Source organism: Aequorivita iocasae (assembly GCF_016757735.1).
Taxonomy (GTDB): Bacteria; Bacteroidota; Bacteroidia; order Flavobacteriales; family Flavobacteriaceae; genus Aequorivita; species Aequorivita iocasae.
Genome location: NZ_CP068439.1, coordinates 2,413,352 through 2,434,610 on the forward strand (window position 1 = coordinate 2,413,352; position 21,259 = coordinate 2,434,610).

Here is a 21,259-nt window from a genome sequence, read left to right on the forward strand (position 1 = left end):
ACTCAATTATGTTTAAAAACTCACTTAAAATCAGTGTTGTGGCAATAGCTATGGCAACATTGATAGCTTTTTCCTGTAAGTCAAAACAAGAGGCAAGCACCGATGAAAGCGCCAAACTTTCCGTGGAATTTGAAAAATACGAATTAGATAATGGCCTAGATGTAATTCTTCATCAAGATAAAAGCGACCCGATTGTTTCACTCGCCATACAATACGGCGTAGGTTCAAACCGTGAAAAAACGGGACGTACCGGCTTTGCCCACTTGTTTGAGCACATGCTTTTTCAAGAATCTGAAAATGTACCGCAAGACCAGTTTTTTAAAACAATCCAAGATGCCGGAGGAACACTTAACGGCGGAACGTGGAAAGATGGCACGATTTATTATGAAGTGGTGCCCAAAAATGCAATGGAAACCGTAATGTGGCTGGAAAGCGATCGCATGGGTTATTTAATAAATACAGTAACAGAATCTGCCTTTTATAACCAACAAGAGGTAGTGCAGAATGAAAAGCGCCAAAGGGTTGACAATAATCCTTATGGGCACACCAGTTGGGTAATTGACAAAAATTTATATCCCGAAGGGCATCCATACAATTGGCAGGTAATTGGCGAATTGGAAGATCTTCAAAATGCGACTGTGGAAGACGTAAAGGAGTTTTACGATCGCTTTTACGGTCCTAATAATGCAACTTTAGTTTTAGCGGGAGATTTTGAAACCGAGGAAGCCAAAAAAATGATTGAAAAATATTTTGGTGAAATAAAGCGTCGCCAAGAAGTGGAGCCTTTAAAACCACAACCCGTGACTTTAGCGGAGACAAAAAGGCTTTATCATGAAGATAACTTTGCCACAGCCCCCCAACTAAATATGGTTTGGCCAACGGTGCAACAATATACTGAAGATGCGTATGCGCTGGATTTTTTTGGTGAAATACTTTCACAAGGAAAAAAAGCGCCACTGTATAAAGTTTTGGTGAAAGAAAAAGATCTTACCGCCAGAACTACAGCGTACAATAACTCAAGTGAATTGGCGGGCGATTTTCAAATCTCGATAACAGCAAACAATGGAGTTGATCTAGATTCCATTGAAAGTGGTATAAATGAGGCTTTTATCCTTTTTGAAAAAGAAGGAGTGACTGATCGTGATATTGAAAGAATTAAAGCAGGTCTCGAAACCCAATTTTACAACGGAATCAGTAGCGTGTTGGGTAAATCATTCCAATTGGCACGATATAATGTGTTTACCAACGACCCAGGTTTTATTACAGAAGATATTGAAAACATCAAAAAAGTGACCAAGGAAGATGTGGTTCGTGTTTACAATAACTATATAAAAGATAAACCCTACGTAATGACCAGTTTTGTTCCAAAAGGGCAGTTAGAGCTTATCGCTGAAAATTCAGAAAAAGCAAATGTGGTAGAAGAGGAGATTAAGGAAAATGTAACTAAAACCGTTGAAAATGCAGATACGGAAATTGTAAAAACACCTTCCAGCTTTGACCGTTCCACCCCACCGGTTCAAGGGACAGCCCCTGAATTGTCTATTCCCGAAATTTGGAATGCAACGCTTGAAAACGGGATAAAAGTTTCTGGAATTGAGCAGAACGAAATTCCAACCGTTAACTTCAGTTTGGTAATTGAAGGTGGCCACCTACTAGATAATATGCAAAAAAACGGAGTGGCAAACTTAATGAGTGATATTTTAATGGAAGGTACAGCCAATAAAACCCCTGAAGAGTTGGAGGAAGCCATTGACCTTTTGGGTGCAAGCATCAATATGTACACTACGGATGAATCTATCGTAATTAGAGGCAATACCTTGACCCGTAATTTCGATAAAACAATGGATTTGGTAACCGAAATCCTCTTAGAACCGCGTTGGGATGAAGAAGAATTGGGCCGTATTAAAACCAAAACCATTAACCAAATAGAACGTTCCGATGCAAACCCAAATGTAGTTGCAAATCGGGTCTACAATAAAATTCTTTACGGAGAAGACCATATTTTCAGTTATCCTGCTATTGGAACCGTTGAATCTGTAAAGGCAATTACCATGAACGATTTAAAGGAGTATTACAACAAGAATTTTTCGCCTTCTATAAGTTCATTCCAAGTAGTTGGAAAAATTGACAAAGAGGCAGTTTTGAAAGATTTGAAAGGCTTGGAAGAGCGTTGGGCCGCAAAGAAGGTTGCTATTCCTGAATATCCAATTGCAAATAATAGAGATAAAGCCTCCCTTTATTTTGTAGATATTCCAAACGCTAAGCAATCTGTAATTAATGTTGGTTATATAGCATTGCCAAGAACCGATGTCGATTTTTACCCAGCGGAAGTGATGAACTATAAATTGGGTGGCTCTTTTTCAGGAAATGTGAATTTAATCTTGCGTGAAGAAAAAGGCTATACTTATGGTGCACGAACCGGTTTCAGCGGAAGTAAAATTCCTGGAACATTTACAGCTTCTTCAAGCGTTAGAACCAATACCACTGGAGAATCTGTAGAGATTTTTAGGGATGAAATTTCAAAATACAAAGAAGGTATTTCTCCCGAAGATCTTGAATTTACGAAGAATGCACTTATAAAATCTAACGCCCGTCGTTTTGAGACACAGGGTTCACTTTTGGGAATGTTACAAGAAATCAACGAATATAACCTTCCGGCAAATTACATTGAAAAAGAGGAAGCTATAGTGCAAAATATGACGCTGGAACAACATAAAGCGCTTGCCAATAAATATCTGGATGCTTCTAAAATGGCTTACTTGGTTGTTGGCGATGCCGCAACCCAGTTTGCACAATTTAAGGATATGGGTTTTGACGAAGTAAAACTGCTTGATAAAAACGGTGAGGAAGTAAAGCTTGATGATGTGAAACTATAAAAGTTATTATTAAAAATTTATTGGCCACGCATTCAGGAATAAAAAATTATTCCTGAATGCGTGGCTTTGTATTTTTTATCTTTATACAAATTCTACAGTTTTATGAAAAAACTATATATACCTTTATTCTTCATAATTATGTTTTTTAGCTGTAAAAATCAAGATCAAAGCCCAGAAGTTTTTAAGGACGAAGATCCCGCCAATCAAGAATTTCCTAAACCAACATTTACTGTGATGGAAGCTAATAAACTCCTAGAACTTCCCCTACACTGTGTGGGCACGAAATATCCGTATAAACCTGGCGAGACATTAGAAAGCAAAGCAGATTTGGTGGAACCAATCGCTGTACATCCTATATTCTACGGCTGTTTTGATTGGCATAGTGCCGTTCATGGATACTGGTCAATGGTTACATTGCTGAGACAGTTTCCAGCAATGGACAAGGCTCAGGAAGCTAGAAAATTGCTGAAAGAAAAAATCACTGCAGAAAATGTGGCTACCGAGGTTGCCTTTTTTGAAAAGCCCATCAATATATCTTTTGAAAGAACCTACGGTTGGGCTTGGCTTCTAAAACTTTCAGAAGAACTACACAATTGGGACGACCCAATGGCGAAGGATTTGGGACAAAACCTAAAACCATTGGCAGATATTATTGTGCTTCGTTACAAAGAATTTCTTCCAAAACTGAATTACCCAATCCGAGTGGGCCAGCATACCAATACAGCCTTCGGATTGACTTTCGCTTATGACTACGCTGAAACTATGGGCGATTTGGAATTAAAACAATTAATTGAAAAGCGTGCCCGAGATTTTTATATAAATGATGTAAACTGCCCAATAACCTGGGAACCCAGCGGATACGATTTTCTCTCACCCTGTCTGGAAGAAATTGATATAATGCGCCGTGTGCTTTCTCCGGAAGAATTTATTCCTTGGCTTGACAAATTCATGGCGCAATTGGTCAATAAAAATTATCACTTAAAAGTAGGAGAGGTAAGTGACCGAACCGATGGAAAGTTAGTGCATTTAGATGGTTTAAACTTCAGTAGGGCTTGGGTCTTGTATGGTTTGGCAAAACATTATCCACAATACAAACACTTAGAAAACATTGCCAATGAGCACATAGCCTATTCCTACCCAAATTTAGTGGGCGATACTTATGAAGGTGGCCATTGGCTTGGCAGTTTTGCAATTTATGCTTTGAATACCTTGCAAGAAAAATCTGTCCATTAAAAAGTAATTTTTGGATTGGTATTTTTCTCAACTTTCTTTGTTTTTATAAGGTTTTCAATTTCTGAAAACTGTTCTTCGAGCAGCGGATGCTTCAAAATGGCATCAATGTAATTCAGACTACTTTCACTTAAATGCCTCGAAAGTGTTGGTTCGTAAAACTCCCACGGATCGAAAAAGGATTTATTCGGTTTTTCAGTTAAGGAAAGGATGAGATCATTTTCTTTTTCAAGAAAAAGTTTAAGTTTGAAGCGAGTACTTTCGTTTGTAATTGATCCTTTAAAAAAAGCTTCCACATCATCAATGGAGACTTTGTGCGGCATAAAAATTTTAAAATATCGCAGGTTTCCCTCGGCGGATTCTTCCCAGTTAGTCAAATAATCACTGAGATAATTTGGGATTTTGTCCAGATTGAGCCCCGTTTCCAAATCAACGACGATATTATCGGACTCATTTTCGTTTTTGTGGATGTGCAGGATTTTGTTTTCTTTTTTGAATTTTTCAATCAAATAATTTGTGTACAGACTTTTACTGTTTATTATTTCAACATATGCAATCTGTTTATTGCCCAAAATTTGATTGCGCAGCAAGTAATTGTGCAAATCCAAACATCCCAAAAGCCCGCTGTTGTCAATAGCTCCCGCATCTATAAAGTGGCCGTGGCCCTTTATCTTTGCAGCGGGGCTAAAAATAGGAAATCGGTTTGTGGTTGAAACAGCTTGGTAATATGGGATGGTTTTATTACCTGCCAAATCGGCAAGGTTTTCTGCATAAGGAAAAATAGCGTTAAAATCTTTTTGCTTCACTGACCAGAGAATGCCACGATTTCCCTTTTGGCCCGCAGTATTCATAATTAATGATGGAAAGTAACCATCTTTCAAAAAGGCTTCTTTCCAGAAATCGCGAAAGGAAATTTCAGAAAGGTGTTTTGAAGGCGTGTTTTGGATGGTGTTTTGATATTTCACCATTGCGTAGTATGGACGGTCGCGAAGGCCTATACGTTGGCTGAATGGCCACAGTTTGCGGTAGGTGTCCAGTCCAAAAGTTAAGGTTAAATCCAAAGAAGTGTAATTTTGTTTTGCAAGGGAATCTATTTTCTTTTTAATTCGAAGGGTATCCAGGCCATTTTCTTTAAAAAGCCCCGTATATAGTGCCAGGCCTAACGAACCGCCGGATGCACCTGAAAAAGCAATACTTTGCTTCAAAAGTTTTCCCTCAGTATTTGTTTGTAATTTGTTCAGCACATTAAGTGTCCAAACGTTTGCTTTTAAGCCGCCGCCGTGTGAAGCTATAAAGAAAAGTGTGTTGTCCTTTTTTGCTTTTAGACTATCCAGAAATACAGCTTCGGGTATTTCGGTCTTTGTATTTTCAACCAGATCCAGTTCGTGGGTGGTTACTTCGGTATTGGTGCAGTTTGTAATAATTACCAGCGCGAAAAATATTAAGCTAATTGCCAAAAAGGCACGATAACTTTTGGTGGTCAGCAATTGCTTTTTTCTGGCAACAAAAAAGTACTTGCCCAAACTAGCCATTATAAAATAATAAAAGTAGAAGAAAGCGAGTAAAATGGGAACGCCATTCATCAGGGGCCAACCAAGAATGCTGGCCAATGTGAGAACGAAAAGAAAAATTGCAGCCACTAAAAAGTTCAAATAAAACATTAACAGATAGTTCTCTGATTTTTCCAGAAAGTGGATTTTTTCAAAAAATATCCGTACGGGAAGATATTTGGCGCTAGTTAAGGTATTTAAAATCAAACTGAATTTGGAACGCAACAATCTGAAAAAAATATAATTGAACATGCACGCATAGCTCGTCAACAATAACAGTATAAAACCCCCGGGACTGAAATTTCCCCATGTGAGTGTGTTGAGCAGCAAGACCACACATAAAATTGCTATGATTAAATACCAAAGGGCTAATTTTCTGTATAATTTTATAAGTATTTCAGGAAGTTCTTCGGTAGTTTTTTCACTTTCATATTTGCTAATTTTTTCTTTCAAATAGATATAAAGTATAAAGGGAACAAGAAGGAGCACGTAGATAATGATCTTAACCTTATCAAAAGGAAAATCCTCAAAAATAAAGTTTGGCTTAAAACTGCTTATAATGAAGTGGATCCAAACAATGTGTATCAAAATGCCCGTAGAATAGCGGAAATAATTGGCCCAGTTATCCGGTTTGTAGCCAGAATTTTTATCTGTGGTAAAAGTATAAATCGTGAATTTTTTAAAAATCCACCAGTTTAGGGGGTGCTTTGCGTGCCAGTAGGTATAATCGCCACTGTTATTGAGATCAGCAGCATAATAGGTATAAATAGGGTAGTGGGAAAGCGCAACAGCCAGCCCGTTGATAAAAAAGAATGCCAAAAACAAGGAAACCCATTTGGTCTCTATCAAATCAACCATCATAGTGAAGGCCTGATCCATTTGGGTCAACAATAAAAGAATGATCAAAATGACCAAAAGACTTAAAATAGAAGACTTAAAGAAGTTTTTGAAAGATTTGAAAAGATGATGCACAACATCAATCAACTTTGTTATCCAAGATTTTTTTTCTTCAGTTTCTTTCATGAAAAAAATATAAGCTTCTAATTTAAAGATAATTATCTAGAAAATTTTTTTTTGAAATAACAATAAATTATACCAATGGCTCGATTGAGAAGACATCCAGTTTCGATTTTCTGAAATTACGGGTTCTTTTTAAAACGGCAATTCCGTTACGGGAGCCCGCTTGGTTAGTGTTTCCTTCAATGGTTTCAATCACGTCGTTACCCACGGAAATGATAATACCTGTATGCGTCCAATCATATCTCGATTTTTGCAATAGAAAAAAATCGCCCGGTTTCATCACCGAAGGATTGTTGCGGACAGATTGGTAACGAGTTAACAACCCTTTGCTTAAACCTGTAGTCCCAACGGTATCGCAACTGTAAGTAAGAGGCATTAAGCTGCGGAAATCCTTCCCGAGCGCACTGGCGGCTTGGTCTAAAATTGTTTGCGCAAACCCCATGCACCAATACCAGAGCGAACCGTCGTGACCGTCCATATACGCCCGCACCCAAGGGCCACTGTTTTGCTGTCCTTTTATTTCCAATTCAAAAGGTGTATTTTTTAAATGATTTTCGGCCGCTTCCACAACAGCATTTCTCAACGAACTTGATTGCAATGGTTTCTCAAAAGCATCTTTCATCCCTTGAGAGAGTTTTTCAAAAAGTTGTGGAGTAACAACCCCATTTTGCTCTACTTGAATGGATTTTTGAAAATTCTTGACTGCTTTTTCGGTTGCCGGTCCAAAATCACCATCGATACCCGTGACCGTTCCGCTTGCGGGATGCTGAATTGCATAAAGGGACAGCCACGACTGAATTTTCATAACATCCTTTTTATTATTGTCACCGTCTTTTTTTTGGGTTTTGGTAATGGTGAGTTCGTCTAAATATTTGTTTTTTTTCATATTATTTTCTTTGCTTCCCCAATGCTAAAAATCTATGCTTCTTAAGCATCATTAAATATACTTACTATTAACTCTTTATACAACAGTGTTTTAACTATTTTTTTAGAAGTGTTTTACCCATTGTGTTGAAGGAAAAACCCTTATTTTTTATAGGAAAATTCCTCTATTTATATAGGATTTTTCCTGTTTATTTAGACGTGAGTGCGCTTTTTTGAATGTTTTTGCTACATTCGTTTCTTCTATAACCAAAAAATAATCTCAATTATGTCAAAACCATCAAATTGTATTACCGTAGCCGAAGCAAGACAATTACAAAATAACTGGGTAGCAACCCGTGCCGTAGATATTGAACGGGCACAGGGCTCGCCGGATGCACGTGAGTTTTTATTCAGCGTTGCTGAACTTCAACAGTTTTTAGATTATATAAATGCAGGTTCGGGGATGGGGGCGCAGCCTGGCGTCCGGATTTATTTTGCTGCTTATGATAATGCTACTAATGACAAAGCAACTGTATTTTTAGCACCAACTAATGGTATAACTCCGGGATCACCGAACAATTATAATTTGGAGCCTTTGAATCAAGGAATATCTGGTTTTCCTCCGAAGAATTATTAAGTTTTCTAAATATTATTTTTCCTGTTTTTTTAATTTAGTAATAACTAAAATGAATGTTTCCTTTACATTTATTCTTTTCAATTATTTAAAAGTAATTTTAGAAATATCTCTTTTCAAAATGATAAATCATAATACTCAAATTTTTTCAACAAGTGCTAGCAGCCATATTTGTTAACATATTTGAGCTTCTTGCTTTTATTTTTGGTGTTTATTACTACACAAAAAATAAATCCACACCTACTTATTATTTTGTTTCTTTCTTAGGATTTACAATATTTTCAGAAATATTAAGATGGTACGTGGTTTTCATTGAAGATGGGATCTTAAATTTTTTGGAAGGAACAGGTTTTGAAAGTAATTATTGGCTGGCAAATATTTATGCGATCGTTAGCTATCTCTTTTACATAAATTATTTTAAATGGTACTTAGCGGCCAAAAGATCAATAAAGATTTTAAATCTGGTATCGGTTGTGTTTTTGGCCGTGAGCATTTTGGAGATTATCGTATCGAAAGGGTTTTTCGTGGGGTTCATGCCAATTTGCAATATTGTGGGCACCCTTCTTGTATTCTTGAGCATAGCATTTTACTATTTGGAGTTGCTGAAAAGCGACCAAATTCTGATGGTGCAAAAGAGCTTGCCTTTTTATGTTTCGGTGGGAGCTTTGATTTTCCACCTTTGTACCACACCTTTATTCCTTTATAGCTCTTATTATAGTAATTCTATAGACCCTGACTTTGTCATATTGTATAGACGGGTTATCTTTGGGACTAACTACTTACTGTATTCCATCTATATAGCTGGATTTTTGATATGCTTACCGAAAAAGGACCCTTACTTCCCCAAGAAAAACTTTTAATAGTTTATTTTATTGCCGTATTGTTGTTTTTTGCGGTATTTGCAATTGTGTTTTTTGTTGCTTTTCAGCGTCGAAAAAATAAATTTTTAAAGGAACGGTATGAAGCAGAGAAGCGATACCAGCGCGAATTGGCAGATTCACAAATAGAGATACAAGAACAAACCTTAAAAAACATCGCTTGGGAATTGCATGATAACGTGGGCCAATTGCTTTCTGTTGCAAATATTCAATTGAATGTTTTGATGAATTCCATCCCTGCTACTTATCACGAACAAATTCAGGAAACAAAGGGCATAGTGCAAGAATCTGTTCAAGAAATACGCTCTCTCTCCAAAGTGCTCAACAACGATGTAGTCCTAAAAAACGGCCTGCTTGCATCCCTAAAGGTAGAACTTGACCGATTTAAGCGACTTGGCTACCTAGATGCCTCACTAAAAATAACAGGCGACATAATTCCTATAAATAGCGCGAACGAAATTATCCTTTTCCGTATTCTGCAGGAATTTCTTTCTAACGTGCTAAAACACGCACGAGCTTCAAAATTATTTGTACATTTAGAATATAAAGAAAAAACCTTGGATATTTCAGCAATGGATGATGGTATTGGCTTCGACACTTTGGCGAAAAGTGACAATTCAGGAATAGAAACAATGAAGAGCCGCGCAGCACTTATAAGTGCTGAATACACCATAACCTCAAAAAAAGGAGAAGGTACTCAACTATATTTAAGTTATCCCTACAAAAATATCTAATGAGCGAAAACACAAAACATACAGTTGCCATTGTTGATGATCACTCGCTCTTTGCCACCTCTTTGGGAAAACTTATCAATTCGTTTTCAGATTTCAAAGTGCTTTTTTATGCTAAAAATGGACAACAACTTCAAAAAATAATGGAAGGAAGTTCTGAAAAGCCTGAAATCATACTGCTGGACATCAATATGCCCGTCATGGATGGTTTTGAAACAGCTGAATGGTTAATGCAACATCACCCCAGTATAGGTGTGCTAATACTCTCTATGGAAGATGAAGAGCAGGCCATTCTAAGAATGTTGCGCAGAGGAGCGAAGGGATATCTGTTAAAGGATATAAATCCAAATACACTGCACACAGCCCTTTGTGAATTGATAGAAAAAGGGTATTACCATTCTGAAAAAGTATCTGAAACATTACTGCATTCCCTAACGCCCGATGAGGAAGGAAGAATTCTTGATCTTAAAGAAAACGAGCTTACTTTTATAAAATTGGCCTGTTCTGAAATGACTTATAAGGAAATAGCCAATATAATGGATTTAAGTCCAAAAACTATTGATGGATACCGTCAAGAATTATTTAAGCGGTTTAAAATAAAAAACAGGGTAGGGTTGGTAATATTTGCTCTTAAAAAAAATCTAATTCATCTTTAATTACAAGCATTCCAGACGGCATCATTTGGAAGGGGCGCATCAATACAAATTTCTTCTTTTTGCACAGGATGGGTTAATCTAAGCGTTTTTGCATGAAGGTGAATGCTTCCATCTGTATTACTTCTGTCAAACCCATATTTCAAATCTCCTTTAATGGTACACCCAATAGCCGATAGCTGTGCCCGAATTTGATGATGCCTGCCAGTTTCCAGTATAATTTCCAGTAAATAATAATTGTCAAGTTTTTTCAGAAGTTTATAATGGAGGATCGCTTTTTTGCTGCCCGGAACTTCGTTGATGTGAGGGTATGATTTGTTCTGTTTTGGATTTCTTTTTAAGAAATGTGTAAGCGTATCCGCCATTTTTGGGGGAGAATTCTTCACTATTGCCCAATATATTTTTTCGGTTTCTCTTTCTGAAAACATTTTATTCAATCGCGCCAATGCCTTTGAAGTTCTTGCAAAAACCACAATCCCGCTTGTAGGTCGGTCTAATCTGTGAACTACCCCAAGAAATACTGCGCCGGGCTTGTTGTATTTTTCGGCAATGTATTCCTTCACAACCTCGGAAAGAGGCGCATCGCCCGTTTTGTCGCCCTGCACAATATCGCCCGGGCGCTTGTTTACGACAATTAAATGGTTGTCTTCAAATAGAACCTGAAGATTATCTTTAGTGCTATGTGGGCTAGATTTCTGGATTGTTGGATTGTTGGATTGCTCGATTTTTGGATTCTAAAAATCTAATCACCTATTAATATTGTTCACTGTCATTTGGAAAATCACCGCTCTTCACATCTTCGCTGTATTTACTGAAAGCACTTTTCATTTCAGTATATAAATCGAGATACCTTCTTAAAAAACGTGGATTGAATTCGTGTGTCATACCAAGCATATCGTGGGTTACCAAAACCTGTCCGTCAACACCATTTCCGGCACCAATACCGATTACGGGAATGCTTATTTTTTCTGCAACTTCCTGTGCCAATTTAGCGGGAACCTTTTCCAACACCACTGCGAAACAACCTGCTTTTTCAAGCAATAATGCGTCAGAGATTAGTTTTTCCGCTTCCTCTTCTTCCTTTGCGCGCACGGTATAAGTTCCAAATTTATAGATGGATTGGGGGGTTAAACCCAAATGGCCCATCACGGGAATTCCCGCATTCAAAATTCGTTTTATGGATTCCTTTATTTCCTTTCCGCCTTCAAGCTTCACAGCGTGACCGCCACTTTCTTTCATGATTCTTATTGCTGAGCGCAATGCCTCTTTTGGATCACTTTGGTAACTTCCAAAAGGTAAATCAACCACAACCAAACTGCGTTCGATAGCGCGAACCACAGAAGCCGCATGATAAATCATTTGGTCCAGCGTAATCGGCAGCGTAGTTTCATGGCCAGCCATTACATTGGATGCCGAATCGCCCACCAAAATTACATCTATACCGGCGCTGTCCACAATCTTGGCCATTGTAAAATCATATGCCGTGAGCATCGAGATTTTTTCGCCTTTCCTTTTCATGTCCACCAAAGTTTTGGTGGTAATACGTTTGTACTCTTTTTTGGCTGTTGACATATTTCTAAAATATCTATATATTAGAGTGTAAAAGTACTATTTTTGATAAGTAACCAATTATTTTTTGAATATGAAATCTGTATTCTTTCTTTTTTCCATTTTACTGGCAGTTCAAAGTTTTGGACAGGAGTCCCTTTCCTCAGAAAATGCAAAAATAATCATTAATATTTTTATGGATGGGTACCGAGCCGGCGACACCCTAAAAATGAAATCGGTCATGCATCCCAATATGACTATGAATCGCGCATACGTGAATACCGAACAGGAAAATATTCTAATGTTCATTCGGGCGTCGGAATTGCTTACTTATGCTGCCACAACGGGAAAAGAGCAAGTATGGGATGAAAAATTGACCGATTACATTGTGAATAGTGATGGAAATATTGCCCATGTGTGGAGTCCCTATGAATACTATCTTAATGGCAAGTTCAGTCATTGTGGGGCCAACTCTTTCACTCTTGTTTATACCGATGAAAGCTGGAAAATATTGCGCCTTATAGATTCCTTGCGCATTGGGAGCTGTAAAATTGAATGATATTAGCAATCGCTAATATTTACCTGCACAGCTAAGCCACCCTCACTGGTTTCCTTGTATTTTGAAGTCATATCCTTTGCGGTTTCCCACATCGTTGAGATTACTTTATCGAGGGGTACTTTTGCTTTTGAAGGATCGCTATCCAGAGCCATTTCACAAGCATTGATGGCTTTGATGGCGCCCATCGCATTGCGCTCTATACAAGGAATTTGCACCAAACCAGCAATGGGGTCGCAGGTCATACCTAGATGATGTTCCATTGCAATTTCACTGGCCATCAAGCATTGTTCTGGTGTCCCGCCCATTAATTCGCATAGCGCGCCCGCAGCCATTGAGGATGAAACGCCAATCTCTGCTTGGCAACCACCCATTGCGGCCGAAATGGTAGAACCTTTTTTGAAAATGCTACCGATTTCACCTGCTGTGAGCAAAAATTTTCGAACATCCTCAAAATTGGCATCGTGGTTTTCAATCACCATATAATACATCATCACTGCAGGAATCACACCCGCACTTCCGTTAGTGGGTGCAGTAACCACGCGGCCCAAGGAAGCATTTACTTCATTTACGGCGAGGGCAAAGCACGAAACCCATTTCAGGATTTGCCGAAATTTAACTTCTGTATTCCTAATGGCTGCAATCCATTCCTCGGCATTTGTGTATTTATGGTTGCCAATTAGGTTTTTATTCATCTCAAAAGCTCTGCGCGTAACGTTCAGTCCGCCAGGCAACGTGCCTTCCGTATGGGCGCCAACGTACATGGAATCTAGCATTACATTCCAGATTTTCTTTAAGCCGTCATTTATTTCGGCTTCGCTTCGCAGTGATTTTTCGTTTTCCAGAACTATTTCAGAAATGCTTTTTCCTTCGGCTTTGCAATATGCTAATAGTTCCGTTCCTTTTTCAATAGGGAAAGGGAATTGCGCAAATTTTGCTAATTTTATCTTTTTGCGTTTTCGCTCTTTTTTTACTGTAAAACCGCCCCCGATAGAATAGAAGGAAGAAGATTTTTTGGAACCATCATTCAGCGTAGCCCGAAAAGTCATGCCGTTGGGATGAAATTCCAAAAACTTGCGATTGAAGATTATGTTTTGTTTCGGAAAGAAAGGTACTTCCTTTTCGCCGTTAAGCTTCAACTTATTTTCAGAATTGATAAAATCAATTTCCTTTTCAATATTTTCAATAGGAAAAGTTACCGGATCAAAGCCTGAAAGTCCTAGCATTACCGCAAGATCCGTCGCGTGGCCTTTTCCTGTGAGTGAAAGCGAACCGTAGAGGTCCACTGAAATTTGGGCTACTCCATCAAACTGGTTTTTTTCTTTCAGTTCGCCAATCCATCGTAGGGCGGCACGCCACGGGCCCAAAGTGTGGGAGCTGGACGGGCCAACTCCTATCTTCAACATGTCAAAAACGCTGATACTTTCCATAAATTTATTCTTAATTCAAACCTAAGAAATTTTAAGGGATCTTGCTAAAGGGAAGTAAGGAATTGTTTATAATTTATAATGGAAATATTCCATAAAAAAGGAAATATTCCTATTTTTGAACTATGGAAATTATCACTTCAGGAAAGCTTACAAAAGTAAAAAGCAGGCACGAGCCGGGCGTGTCAAAACAAACTGGTTTTACAAGCCCCGCTACACATTATTTGGAACCGACAATTGATTTGAACCAAGAACTGGTAGTGAATCGCGATGCTACTTTTTTCGTACGGATTGACGGAAATGCTTTTAAGGAATACAATATTCTTGATAGGGATGTGTTGATTATCGATAGATCACTATCCAGGAATTTTGATGATTTGGCGCTAATAATTCAGGAAGGGGAATTTAAAATACAGCGTATTCCCTTTGGTTTTTCTGAAGAAGGGGAGTTCATTGTGTGGGGAATTATTACTTACATAATCCACTCCGCCCGATGATTGCCCTGGTTGACTGTAATAGTTTTTACGCTTGTTGCGAACAGGTTTTCCGGCCCGATCTCTTGGGAAAGCCCGTTGTGGTTTTGAGCAATAACGATGGATGCGTGATTGCTGCAAACAAGGAGGCGAAAGCCCTCACAGACATCCCGATGTTCGAGCCTGTCTTTAAAATAAAGGATCAATTGCTGGCGCATAAAGTGAACTTTTTCTCCTCCAACTATACACTTTATGGCGAAATGTCGCAGCGCGTTATGAACATTCTGGGAACATTTTCGCCCAATGTGGAAGTTTATAGCATTGACGAAGCTTTTGCGGATCTTTCAGGAATGAAAAAGGCTTCTCTAAATAAATACGGACACGAAATTAAAGATACTATTTTCAAGAATACGGGTTTACCGGTTGGCGTTGGAATTGCTCCCACAAAGGGCTTGGCGAAACTGGCCAATAAAATGGCAAAAAAGATTGTAGAAAACAACCACGTTTTTGTGATCGATTCCGAAGAGAAAAGAATTGAAGCCTTAAGGTGGTGCAAGATTGGCGATGTGTGGGGTATTGGCAGAAAGCACGCCGAACGGTTGAAGAATATAGGAGTCTTTAATGCTTTTCAATTCACTGAAACCCCGCTGCAATGGGTGCGAAAGGAAATGACAGTGGTAGGCGAGCGTACCTGGCGCGAGCTAAAAGGCGAACTTTGCAATGAGTTTGTAACGCAGCCACCTCCCAAAAAGGGAATTGGCACTGCAAAATCCTTTGGCATAAAGTTGCCCGATCTGGAACGTATTGAGGAAGCCTGCGCCTATTACATAAGCGAAGTGAGTGAAGTTTTGCGCGCCCAAAAATCCTGTGCTACATATCTCCAGGTTTTCGTGATCACAAATTACCATAGCAACGTGGATGAGCAATATTCAAATAGCCGTACTGTCACTTTAGAGATTCCCACCAACGATACCTTCAAACTTATTTCAGCTGCGCGGAAGGCATTGGTAGAAATTTACAAGCCTGGCTATCGCTACAAAAAATTGGGGGTGAACCTTACGGGCATCATTCCGCAGGATTATGTGCAGGGCAATCTGTTTCACCAGCCTTCAAAACTGAACCACCCAAAGCTGATAGAAACTTTTGATGCCATCAACCGCAAATTTGGAAAAGCAACCATTTCTTCAGGTTTGGTGGGAACACGCTTGCATGAATGGGAACTCATAAAAAAGGAAAGGAGTCCGCGCTATACTACACAGTGGGGAGAGTTATTGTCTATAAATTCCAAATAAAAAATCCTAAATTTCAAAAAAAACTTTTGGAATTTTTTATATGATGCTTTCGGTTTAAATAGCGGTACTTGTTATTCCGCCATCTACAACCAAATTTTGTCCAGTTACAAAAGAAGATTTATCCATTGCGAAAAAAGCAATGACGCTGGCCATTTCGTCTGCTTGGGCAATTCGGCCCATGGGCGTGTGTTTTAGCACAGGTTCGATGCGTTCTTTCAATTTTAAAAGGTCGCTCGTTAACGGTGTTTCGGTAAACCATGGCGATATTGCATTTACGCGGATGCCGTCTCGTGCCCATTCGGTAGCGAGATTTTTTGTTTGCATGATCAATCCGGCTTTGGACATTCCGTACGGCGAACCGGTTTGGGTGTCCATCACCCCGGAAACCGAGGAAACATTTATAATAGAAGCATTACCAGATTTTTTCAAAAAGGGATACAATTTTCGGCTTAAAAGAAATGGAGCGGTCAGGTTGATGCCAATTATTTTTTGGTATTCCTCTTCGGAATATTCTACTGCAGCTTTTCTGATGTTGATTCCGGCATTGTTCACTAAAATATTCAATATTCCCCAACGTTTTTCAACATCTGAAAAAAGAGCTTCGATATCTTCCTTTTCTGAAACATCACCCACAACCCCAAATGCTTTAAAACCGTCATTCTGAAGTTGTTTTTCAAAAGTGTTTACTTCCTCTTTATTTCGTGCGGTGAAAACAACTTCCGCGCCAAGCGAAAGAAATTCCAAAACGGTTGCTCTTCCTATTCCTTTGGTGCCACCGGTAATGACGGCTTTTTTATTGTTTAGATTCCACATATTATAAATTTAAGCGGGTGGTTATTTAACACTTAAACTGCTGTACTTGGCCTTAATTATCATAAACACGCCATATGCCACTACCCCCAATGCAATGAGGCCCATAACTATGTTTCCGAATTCATTTTCTATAAACCCAAAGGCATCAGTTTTGCTCAATTTATTGGCGTTACCTGCAAATCCTGTTTTTAAAAATAGAAACCCCAATATACCTGCTACGATACCTCGTGAGGTATGTCCAACTTTTCCGGCTGGCAATATAAGGTTTTCGGCTTTTTGTGGAATTCCGGCACTTTCAACATCTTTTTTAAATTTTCCGGAATATGCATTATATAATTCATACAATGCCTTTCCGGCTAAACCAAGTCCTATAATTAGAGCAACTGCGGTGGCATACTCAGATTCAAATACTTTTGTGGTAAAAGATTTCCCGCCGTTATTGGAGCCTATTACGGTACTAATGGCTTTAATTGCCAAGACGCAGTATAAAACACCACTAATAAAATAAGCGATTCGCTTTACAGTACCCTTCGTATTGTTTTCCATCTCCTTGGGATTGGTAAATGCTTGATACCAGCGCCAAAATACATATCCCAATAGCCCTATGGCCAATAGAATCAATAATACTTGACCGAAGGTTTGTTTGGCTATAAAATCTATAACGGCTCCTGAGCCTGATTTTTTTCCGCCATAGCCAAAAGCAGCCATTGCGGTAAGTGCTCCAGTAATGAAATAAACGATGCCTTTTGTTGCGATACCGAAACTGGCAAATTTTTCTTTCTTACTACTCATCTTTTAATTTTTTTTCTTAAAGTTACCTTTTATAGAGTTGATATTCAAAAATTTAATTTTATTTCTAAATTTCTATTAATTCTTAAGCTTCCTTTTTCGTCCCTTTTGTGGATTCCTTTTTTTTACGAAAATTCTCATAAAACTGACAGCTTGGCATAAACTTTCCCTTGGCACATTCCTTGACTTATAGAAATCGTAATTAAAAATCGAAGTTTTAATATATAACACTAATAATATGAGTAAAATAATTGGAATCGACTTAGGTACAACCAACTCCTGCGTTGCCGTAATGGAAGGTAGCGAGCCAACGGTTATTCCTAACGCCGAAGGAAAAAGAACAACGCCCTCCGTAATTGCATTTGTGGAAGGTGGCGAAATTAAAGTAGGTGATCCTGCAAAACGTCAGGCGGTTACAAACCCTACAAAAACCATAAGCTCCATAAAACGATTTATGGGGAACAAATATTCCGAATCTAAATCTGAAGCGGAACACGCAGCTTACAAAGTGGTAAAAGGTGACAACGACACCGCCCGTGTAGATATTGACGGACGTATGTACACCCCACAGGAATTGAGCGCGATGATTCTTCAAAAAATGAAGAAAACCGCTGAAGATTATTTAGGACAGGACGTTACCCGCGCGGTAATTACAGTTCCTGCATATTTTAATGACAGCCAGCGCCACGCAACCAAGGAAGCGGGCGAGATTGCTGGACTTAAAGTAGAACGTATTATAAACGAGCCAACGGCTGCGGCACTTGCGTACGGACTTGATAAAAAAGGAACCGACCAAAAGATCGTGGTTTTTGACTTTGGTGGTGGTACACACGACGTAAGTATCCTTGAATTGGGTGACGGTGTTTTTGAAGTATTGGCTACAGATGGTGATACCCACTTGGGTGGTGATGATGTTGACCAAAAAATCATTAATTGGTTGGCAGATGAATTCAAAAAAGAAGAAGATTTTGATTTGAAGAAAGACCCAATGGCCCTTCAACGTTTGAAAGAAGCTGCTGAAAAGGCAAAAATTGAGTTGTCTTCCTCAACGCAAACCGAAATCAACTTGCCTTATATTACAGCTACTGCCAGCGGACCAAAACACTTGGTAAAAACGTTGACACGTGCAAAGTTTGAGCAATTGATTGAAGATCTTGTAAAAAGAACCATCGCGCCTTGCGAAAAAGCACTAAAAGCTGCCGGATTGAGCAAAAGCGATATTGACGAAGTAATATTAGTAGGTGGTTCCACCCGTATTCCTGCAGTTCAGGAAGCCGTGGAAAAATTCTTTGGAAAAAAACCTAGTAAAGGTGTAAACCCAGACGAGGTTGTGGCCGTAGGTGCCGCAATCCAAGGTGGTGTATTGACCGGAGATGTGAAAGATGTACTTCTTTTGGACGTAACCCCACTTTCACTGGGTATTGAAACAATGGGCGGTGTGATGACCAAATTGATTGAGGCCAACACTACCATTCCTACCAAGAAAAGTCAGGTATTCTCTACTGCGGCCGATAACCAGCCAAGTGTTGAAATCCACGTATTGCAAGGGGAGCGCCCAATGGCGAACGACAATAAAACTATCGGTCGTTTCCATTTGGACGGTATTCCACCAGCACAACGCGGCGTGCCACAAATTGAAGTAACGTTTGATATTGATGCCAACGGTATCATTAAAGTAAGCGCTACCGATAAGGCTACCAATAAATCGCAGGACATTCGTATTGAGGCTTCTTCCGGACTTACCGAAGAGGAAATCAAAAAGATGAAAGCGGATGCCGAGGCAAATGCCGAAAGCGATAAGGCTGCAAAGGAAAAAGTTGAAAAACTGAACGAAGCAGACGCAATGATCTTCCAGACTGAAAAGCAACTGAAAGAGTTTGGCGATAAATTATCTGACGATAAGAAAAAGCCAATTGAGGAAGCTTTGGAAGAACTGAAAAAAGCGTACGAGACCAAAGAAGTAAGCAACATTCAGCCTGCTTTAGATAAGATTAACGAAGCTTGGAAAGTTGCTTCAGAAGAAATGTACAAAGCCCAAGCAGAGCAGCAAGGCGCCCCAACCGGTGATGCCGGAGCTGGAGCCGAGCAGGGAAGCACAGGCGGCGGCGCTGAAAACAGCGACGTTGAGGACGTAGATTTTGAAGAAGTAAAATAAGTTTCTAGAAATAGCTTAATGCAAAAACCGCAACCTGAAAGGGTTGCGGTTTTTTTTTAATTAAAGGAAAGTTTTTATTTAATCTCTTTTTGAACATAAACCTTCAATTCGCTTTCATCCATTTTTAGCAGTTTTTCGAGTTTTTTATTTTTCTGGATTCCCTTGCCAACATTTTTGGAATATAGGTTTAGCACACTTTTTACTCCCGCTAGGTTGCACAGTAACTTATTTTCCTTTTCGGTAGGATTTTCTATGGCAAATTTGCTCCAACCTGCCAAATACATTACCAATAAATCCGAATTATCAGCCGTAAGCCCTGTTTGGAAATCTCCCAACTCTATGGATATTGTTGGGGTTCCTGTCATCCATTGCAATAAAAATGAGTTTACATCTTTCCGTTGCGCGGGATTTTGATTTATGGGGGTATTTTTCAGCCAGGTTATTGCATTTACCACTTCAGTTTCATAATTTTTGAAATCCGTTTCACTTTCCAAAGTGATGTTTTGCGGTACCTGATATTCTTGGGCTGACAAAACATTACTGGCCATTGCGATAAAGAGGAAAAGGAAAATACTTTTAATGATTCTCAAAATTGAAATTTTAAGATTAGTGTTTTATTTTAGAAATATAGTAATTAAATTTATAAGTCTTCATCTTTACTAGATATGACATTTAATTTTCTCCCCATACTTTTGATATTATCCAAAATGTCACGCTATATTAAAAAAAGAGCGACCTCAAAAAAGGCCGCTCCAATTTAAAAGCTCTTTTTTTTAACCAAATATTAAGCTTTAGGGTCTTTGGAGTGGGTGGGGGCCACTTGGTTCAAAGACCGAGCGCAATCTACTAATATTTTTCAATTATGCAATGCTTTTTATCGATAAAATATGTTTATTACCGTGGTTATAAAAAATAAGCGGCCCGTTACAGACCGCTTGGAAATGAGGAAATAGAATAGTGTTAATCTTCATTTTCGTCCCGCTCTACAGCTATTATGGACTGGGCGGGCTCAATTTGTGGGGAATTATTGAGTAAGTCTAATTTTGCTCCGGAATTTGACAGCAATATCACTGAAAAATCACTCGGATTGTTAAAATTATTTTCTGCTACCATAAGCTGTTTCAGATTTGGGCAACTTGCCAACTCTTGTGGTAATGCACCGGATAAATCGTTATCAAATACATTAAAGACCTCAATCTGCCTAAGATTTCCTAAGCTTTCGGGCACAGTTCCAATTAGTTGATTACTGCTTAAATGCAACTGCTTCAAATTTGAAAGTTTGCCCAAGGACTCCGGAATTTTGCCGCTAATGGCAGTACCGTTTATTGCTAAAATTTCTAATTGTAACAGATTGCCCAATTCCGCAGGGATGGTTCCTGAAATTGGATTGAATGACAATTCCAACTTTTTTAAATTTTTTAGCTGTCCCAAAGATACAGGCAACGTCCCGTTTAAATTATTGAACAATAAATTGATGCCAATTACCTTATTGTTTTCAACCGTGACTCCATACCAGGATTCTACGGGTTGCTCTACGTTCCATTGTTTGTTCCATTCCAAACCATTGGTAGCGGTATAAAGATCTAAAAGAACTTGTTTTTCTTCCTTGCTTACTTGCGCTAAAACTATAGACGCTATAAAGATACATACGAAGGTTAGTAATGCCTTTTTCATAGTTTGGGGCTATTTGAGTGTTAAAGCGTAGTAAAAGAAAATCAAAAGAAGTTAAAACACAAAATTATTCGATGAAATACACAAAAAAAACAGAAA

Annotated in this window: 19 protein-coding genes; 10 read left to right on the plus strand and 9 right to left on the minus strand. The window is 38.8% G+C overall.

Annotated elements, in window-relative coordinates:
• Positions 1–8: 8 nt before the first annotated feature.
• Together JK629_RS11175 and JK629_RS11180 are read left to right on the plus strand one after the other, a co-directional pair.
• Positions 9–2,876 carry a M16 family metallopeptidase gene (locus tag JK629_RS11175; RefSeq protein WP_202335702.1) on the plus strand — a complete coding sequence of 956 codons (2,868 nt, stop codon included), beginning with the start codon at positions 9–11 and terminating at the stop codon, positions 2,874–2,876.
• 102 nt (positions 2,877–2,978) lie between these two features.
• On the plus strand, positions 2,979–4,109 hold the full coding sequence (locus JK629_RS11180) for a DUF2891 domain-containing protein (RefSeq protein ID WP_202335703.1): 1,131 nt from the start codon (positions 2,979–2,981) through the stop codon (positions 4,107–4,109).
• On the opposite strand, the gene JK629_RS11185 is transcribed toward JK629_RS11180, so the two are convergent.
• Positions 4,106–6,679, minus strand: a complete 2,574-nt coding sequence (locus tag JK629_RS11185) for a hypothetical protein (RefSeq protein WP_202335704.1) — start codon at positions 6,677–6,679, stop codon at positions 4,106–4,108. The genes JK629_RS11180 and JK629_RS11185 overlap by 4 nt on opposite strands.
• A gap of 67 nt (positions 6,680–6,746) precedes the next feature.
• A complete protein-coding gene (locus tag JK629_RS11190; protein ID WP_202335705.1) occupies positions 6,747–7,562 on the minus strand; it encodes a peptidoglycan-binding protein in 816 nt (271 codons plus the stop codon).
• A 264-nt stretch (positions 7,563–7,826) separates the two neighbouring features.
• Here JK629_RS11190 and JK629_RS11195 point away from each other — a divergent pair, with 264 nt between their 5' ends.
• The 4 genes from JK629_RS11195 (at position 7,827) to JK629_RS11210 (ending at position 10,439) form a co-directional block, all read left to right on the plus strand.
• The gene (locus tag JK629_RS11195; protein WP_202335706.1) at positions 7,827–8,177 is read left to right on the plus strand and encodes a hypothetical protein; all 351 of its coding nucleotides are present in this window, start codon (positions 7,827–7,829) and stop codon (positions 8,175–8,177) included.
• A 418-nt stretch (positions 8,178–8,595) separates the two neighbouring features.
• A complete protein-coding gene (locus JK629_RS11200) occupies positions 8,596–8,880 on the plus strand; it encodes a hypothetical protein (protein WP_202335707.1) in 285 nt (94 codons plus the stop codon).
• Positions 8,881–8,988: 108 nt separating this feature from the next.
• A complete protein-coding gene (locus JK629_RS11205; protein WP_202335708.1) occupies positions 8,989–9,786 on the plus strand; it encodes a sensor histidine kinase in 798 nt (265 codons plus the stop codon).
• Positions 9,786–10,439 carry a response regulator transcription factor gene (locus tag JK629_RS11210; protein WP_202335709.1) on the plus strand — a complete coding sequence of 218 codons (654 nt, stop codon included), beginning with the start codon at positions 9,786–9,788 and terminating at the stop codon, positions 10,437–10,439. Before JK629_RS11205 ends, JK629_RS11210 begins: the two co-directional genes overlap by 1 nt.
• Here JK629_RS11210 and JK629_RS11215 read toward each other — a convergent pair.
• Together JK629_RS11215 and panB are read right to left on the minus strand one after the other, a co-directional pair.
• Positions 10,436–11,137, minus strand: a complete 702-nt coding sequence (locus JK629_RS11215) for an RluA family pseudouridine synthase (RefSeq protein ID WP_202338051.1) — start codon at positions 11,135–11,137, stop codon at positions 10,436–10,438. The two genes, JK629_RS11210 and JK629_RS11215, sit on opposite strands and share 4 nt — an antisense overlap.
• A gap of 52 nt (positions 11,138–11,189) precedes the next feature.
• Positions 11,190–12,008 carry a 3-methyl-2-oxobutanoate hydroxymethyltransferase gene (gene panB / locus JK629_RS11220; RefSeq protein WP_202335710.1) on the minus strand — a complete coding sequence of 273 codons (819 nt, stop codon included), beginning with the start codon at positions 12,006–12,008 and terminating at the stop codon, positions 11,190–11,192.
• A gap of 70 nt (positions 12,009–12,078) precedes the next feature.
• Here panB and JK629_RS11225 point away from each other — a divergent pair, with 70 nt between their 5' ends.
• Complete coding sequence (locus JK629_RS11225) at positions 12,079–12,543, plus strand: nuclear transport factor 2 family protein (RefSeq protein ID WP_202335711.1); 465 nt, start codon at positions 12,079–12,081, stop codon at positions 12,541–12,543.
• A 2-nt stretch (positions 12,544–12,545) separates the two neighbouring features.
• Here the strand turns inward: JK629_RS11225 and JK629_RS11230 are convergent, their stop codons facing one another.
• Positions 12,546–13,970: an L-serine ammonia-lyase gene (locus JK629_RS11230; RefSeq protein ID WP_202335712.1), complete on the minus strand. Its 1,425-nt coding sequence runs from the start codon at positions 13,968–13,970 to the stop codon at positions 12,546–12,548.
• 122 nt (positions 13,971–14,092) lie between these two features.
• Here JK629_RS11230 and JK629_RS11235 point away from each other — a divergent pair, with 122 nt between their 5' ends.
• Together JK629_RS11235 and JK629_RS11240 are read left to right on the plus strand one after the other, a co-directional pair.
• Positions 14,093–14,464, plus strand: coding sequence for a S24 family peptidase (locus JK629_RS11235; RefSeq protein WP_202335713.1), 372 nt, complete (start codon positions 14,093–14,095; stop codon positions 14,462–14,464).
• Positions 14,461–15,732: a Y-family DNA polymerase gene (locus tag JK629_RS11240; protein ID WP_202335714.1), complete on the plus strand. Its 1,272-nt coding sequence runs from the start codon at positions 14,461–14,463 to the stop codon at positions 15,730–15,732. Before JK629_RS11235 ends, JK629_RS11240 begins: the two co-directional genes overlap by 4 nt.
• A gap of 54 nt (positions 15,733–15,786) precedes the next feature.
• On the opposite strand, the gene JK629_RS11245 is transcribed toward JK629_RS11240, so the two are convergent.
• Both JK629_RS11245 and JK629_RS11250 read right to left on the minus strand, forming a co-directional pair.
• Positions 15,787–16,545, minus strand: a complete 759-nt coding sequence (locus JK629_RS11245; protein WP_202335715.1) for an SDR family oxidoreductase — start codon at positions 16,543–16,545, stop codon at positions 15,787–15,789.
• 21 nt (positions 16,546–16,566) lie between these two features.
• Positions 16,567–17,337 (minus strand): DUF1206 domain-containing protein, encoded by a 771-nt coding sequence (locus JK629_RS11250; RefSeq protein WP_202335716.1) that lies wholly within the window; start codon positions 17,335–17,337, stop codon positions 16,567–16,569.
• A gap of 235 nt (positions 17,338–17,572) precedes the next feature.
• Here JK629_RS11250 and dnaK point away from each other — a divergent pair, with 235 nt between their 5' ends.
• A complete protein-coding gene (gene dnaK / locus JK629_RS11255) occupies positions 17,573–19,489 on the plus strand; it encodes a molecular chaperone DnaK (protein ID WP_202335717.1) in 1,917 nt (638 codons plus the stop codon).
• Between the two features lie 74 nt (positions 19,490–19,563).
• Here the strand turns inward: dnaK and JK629_RS11260 are convergent, their stop codons facing one another.
• Both JK629_RS11260 and JK629_RS11265 read right to left on the minus strand, forming a co-directional pair.
• Positions 19,564–20,079 carry a hypothetical protein gene (locus JK629_RS11260; protein ID WP_202335718.1) on the minus strand — a complete coding sequence of 172 codons (516 nt, stop codon included), beginning with the start codon at positions 20,077–20,079 and terminating at the stop codon, positions 19,564–19,566.
• 370 nt (positions 20,080–20,449) lie between these two features.
• Positions 20,450–21,163 carry a leucine-rich repeat domain-containing protein gene (locus JK629_RS11265; protein WP_202335719.1) on the minus strand — a complete coding sequence of 238 codons (714 nt, stop codon included), beginning with the start codon at positions 21,161–21,163 and terminating at the stop codon, positions 20,450–20,452.
• Between the last annotated feature and the right edge of the window lie 96 nt (positions 21,164–21,259).

What these genes read in the sequence shown, in the direction of transcription:
- JK629_RS11265 (WP_202335719.1), bottom strand. Translation starts at nt 21,163, where the DNA reads ATGAAAAAGGCATTACTAACCTTCGTATGTATCTTTATAGCGTCTATA.
- JK629_RS11200 (WP_202335707.1), top strand. Translation starts at nt 8,596, where the DNA reads ATGGTACTTAGCGGCCAAAAGATCAATAAAGATTTTAAATCTGGTATC.
- JK629_RS11250 (WP_202335716.1), bottom strand. Translation starts at nt 17,337, where the DNA reads ATGAGTAGTAAGAAAGAAAAATTTGCCAGTTTCGGTATCGCAACAAAA.
- JK629_RS11205 (WP_202335708.1), top strand. Translation starts at nt 8,989, where the DNA reads ATGCTTACCGAAAAAGGACCCTTACTTCCCCAAGAAAAACTTTTAATA.
- JK629_RS11180 (WP_202335703.1), top strand. Translation starts at nt 2,979, where the DNA reads ATGAAAAAACTATATATACCTTTATTCTTCATAATTATGTTTTTTAGC.
- panB (WP_202335710.1), bottom strand. Translation starts at nt 12,008, where the DNA reads ATGTCAACAGCCAAAAAAGAGTACAAACGTATTACCACCAAAACTTTG.
- JK629_RS11230 (WP_202335712.1), bottom strand. Translation starts at nt 13,970, where the DNA reads ATGGAAAGTATCAGCGTTTTTGACATGTTGAAGATAGGAGTTGGCCCG.
- JK629_RS11175 (WP_202335702.1), top strand. Translation starts at nt 9, where the DNA reads ATGTTTAAAAACTCACTTAAAATCAGTGTTGTGGCAATAGCTATGGCA.
- dnaK (WP_202335717.1), top strand. Translation starts at nt 17,573, where the DNA reads ATGAGTAAAATAATTGGAATCGACTTAGGTACAACCAACTCCTGCGTT.
- JK629_RS11190 (WP_202335705.1), bottom strand. Translation starts at nt 7,562, where the DNA reads ATGAAAAAAAACAAATATTTAGACGAACTCACCATTACCAAAACCCAA.
- JK629_RS11210 (WP_202335709.1), top strand. Translation starts at nt 9,786, where the DNA reads ATGAGCGAAAACACAAAACATACAGTTGCCATTGTTGATGATCACTCG.
- JK629_RS11185 (WP_202335704.1), bottom strand. Translation starts at nt 6,679, where the DNA reads ATGAAAGAAACTGAAGAAAAAAAATCTTGGATAACAAAGTTGATTGAT.
- JK629_RS11225 (WP_202335711.1), top strand. Translation starts at nt 12,079, where the DNA reads ATGAAATCTGTATTCTTTCTTTTTTCCATTTTACTGGCAGTTCAAAGT.
- JK629_RS11240 (WP_202335714.1), top strand. Translation starts at nt 14,461, where the DNA reads ATGATTGCCCTGGTTGACTGTAATAGTTTTTACGCTTGTTGCGAACAG.
- JK629_RS11235 (WP_202335713.1), top strand. Translation starts at nt 14,093, where the DNA reads ATGGAAATTATCACTTCAGGAAAGCTTACAAAAGTAAAAAGCAGGCAC.
- JK629_RS11195 (WP_202335706.1), top strand. Translation starts at nt 7,827, where the DNA reads ATGTCAAAACCATCAAATTGTATTACCGTAGCCGAAGCAAGACAATTA.
- JK629_RS11245 (WP_202335715.1), bottom strand. Translation starts at nt 16,545, where the DNA reads ATGTGGAATCTAAACAATAAAAAAGCCGTCATTACCGGTGGCACCAAA.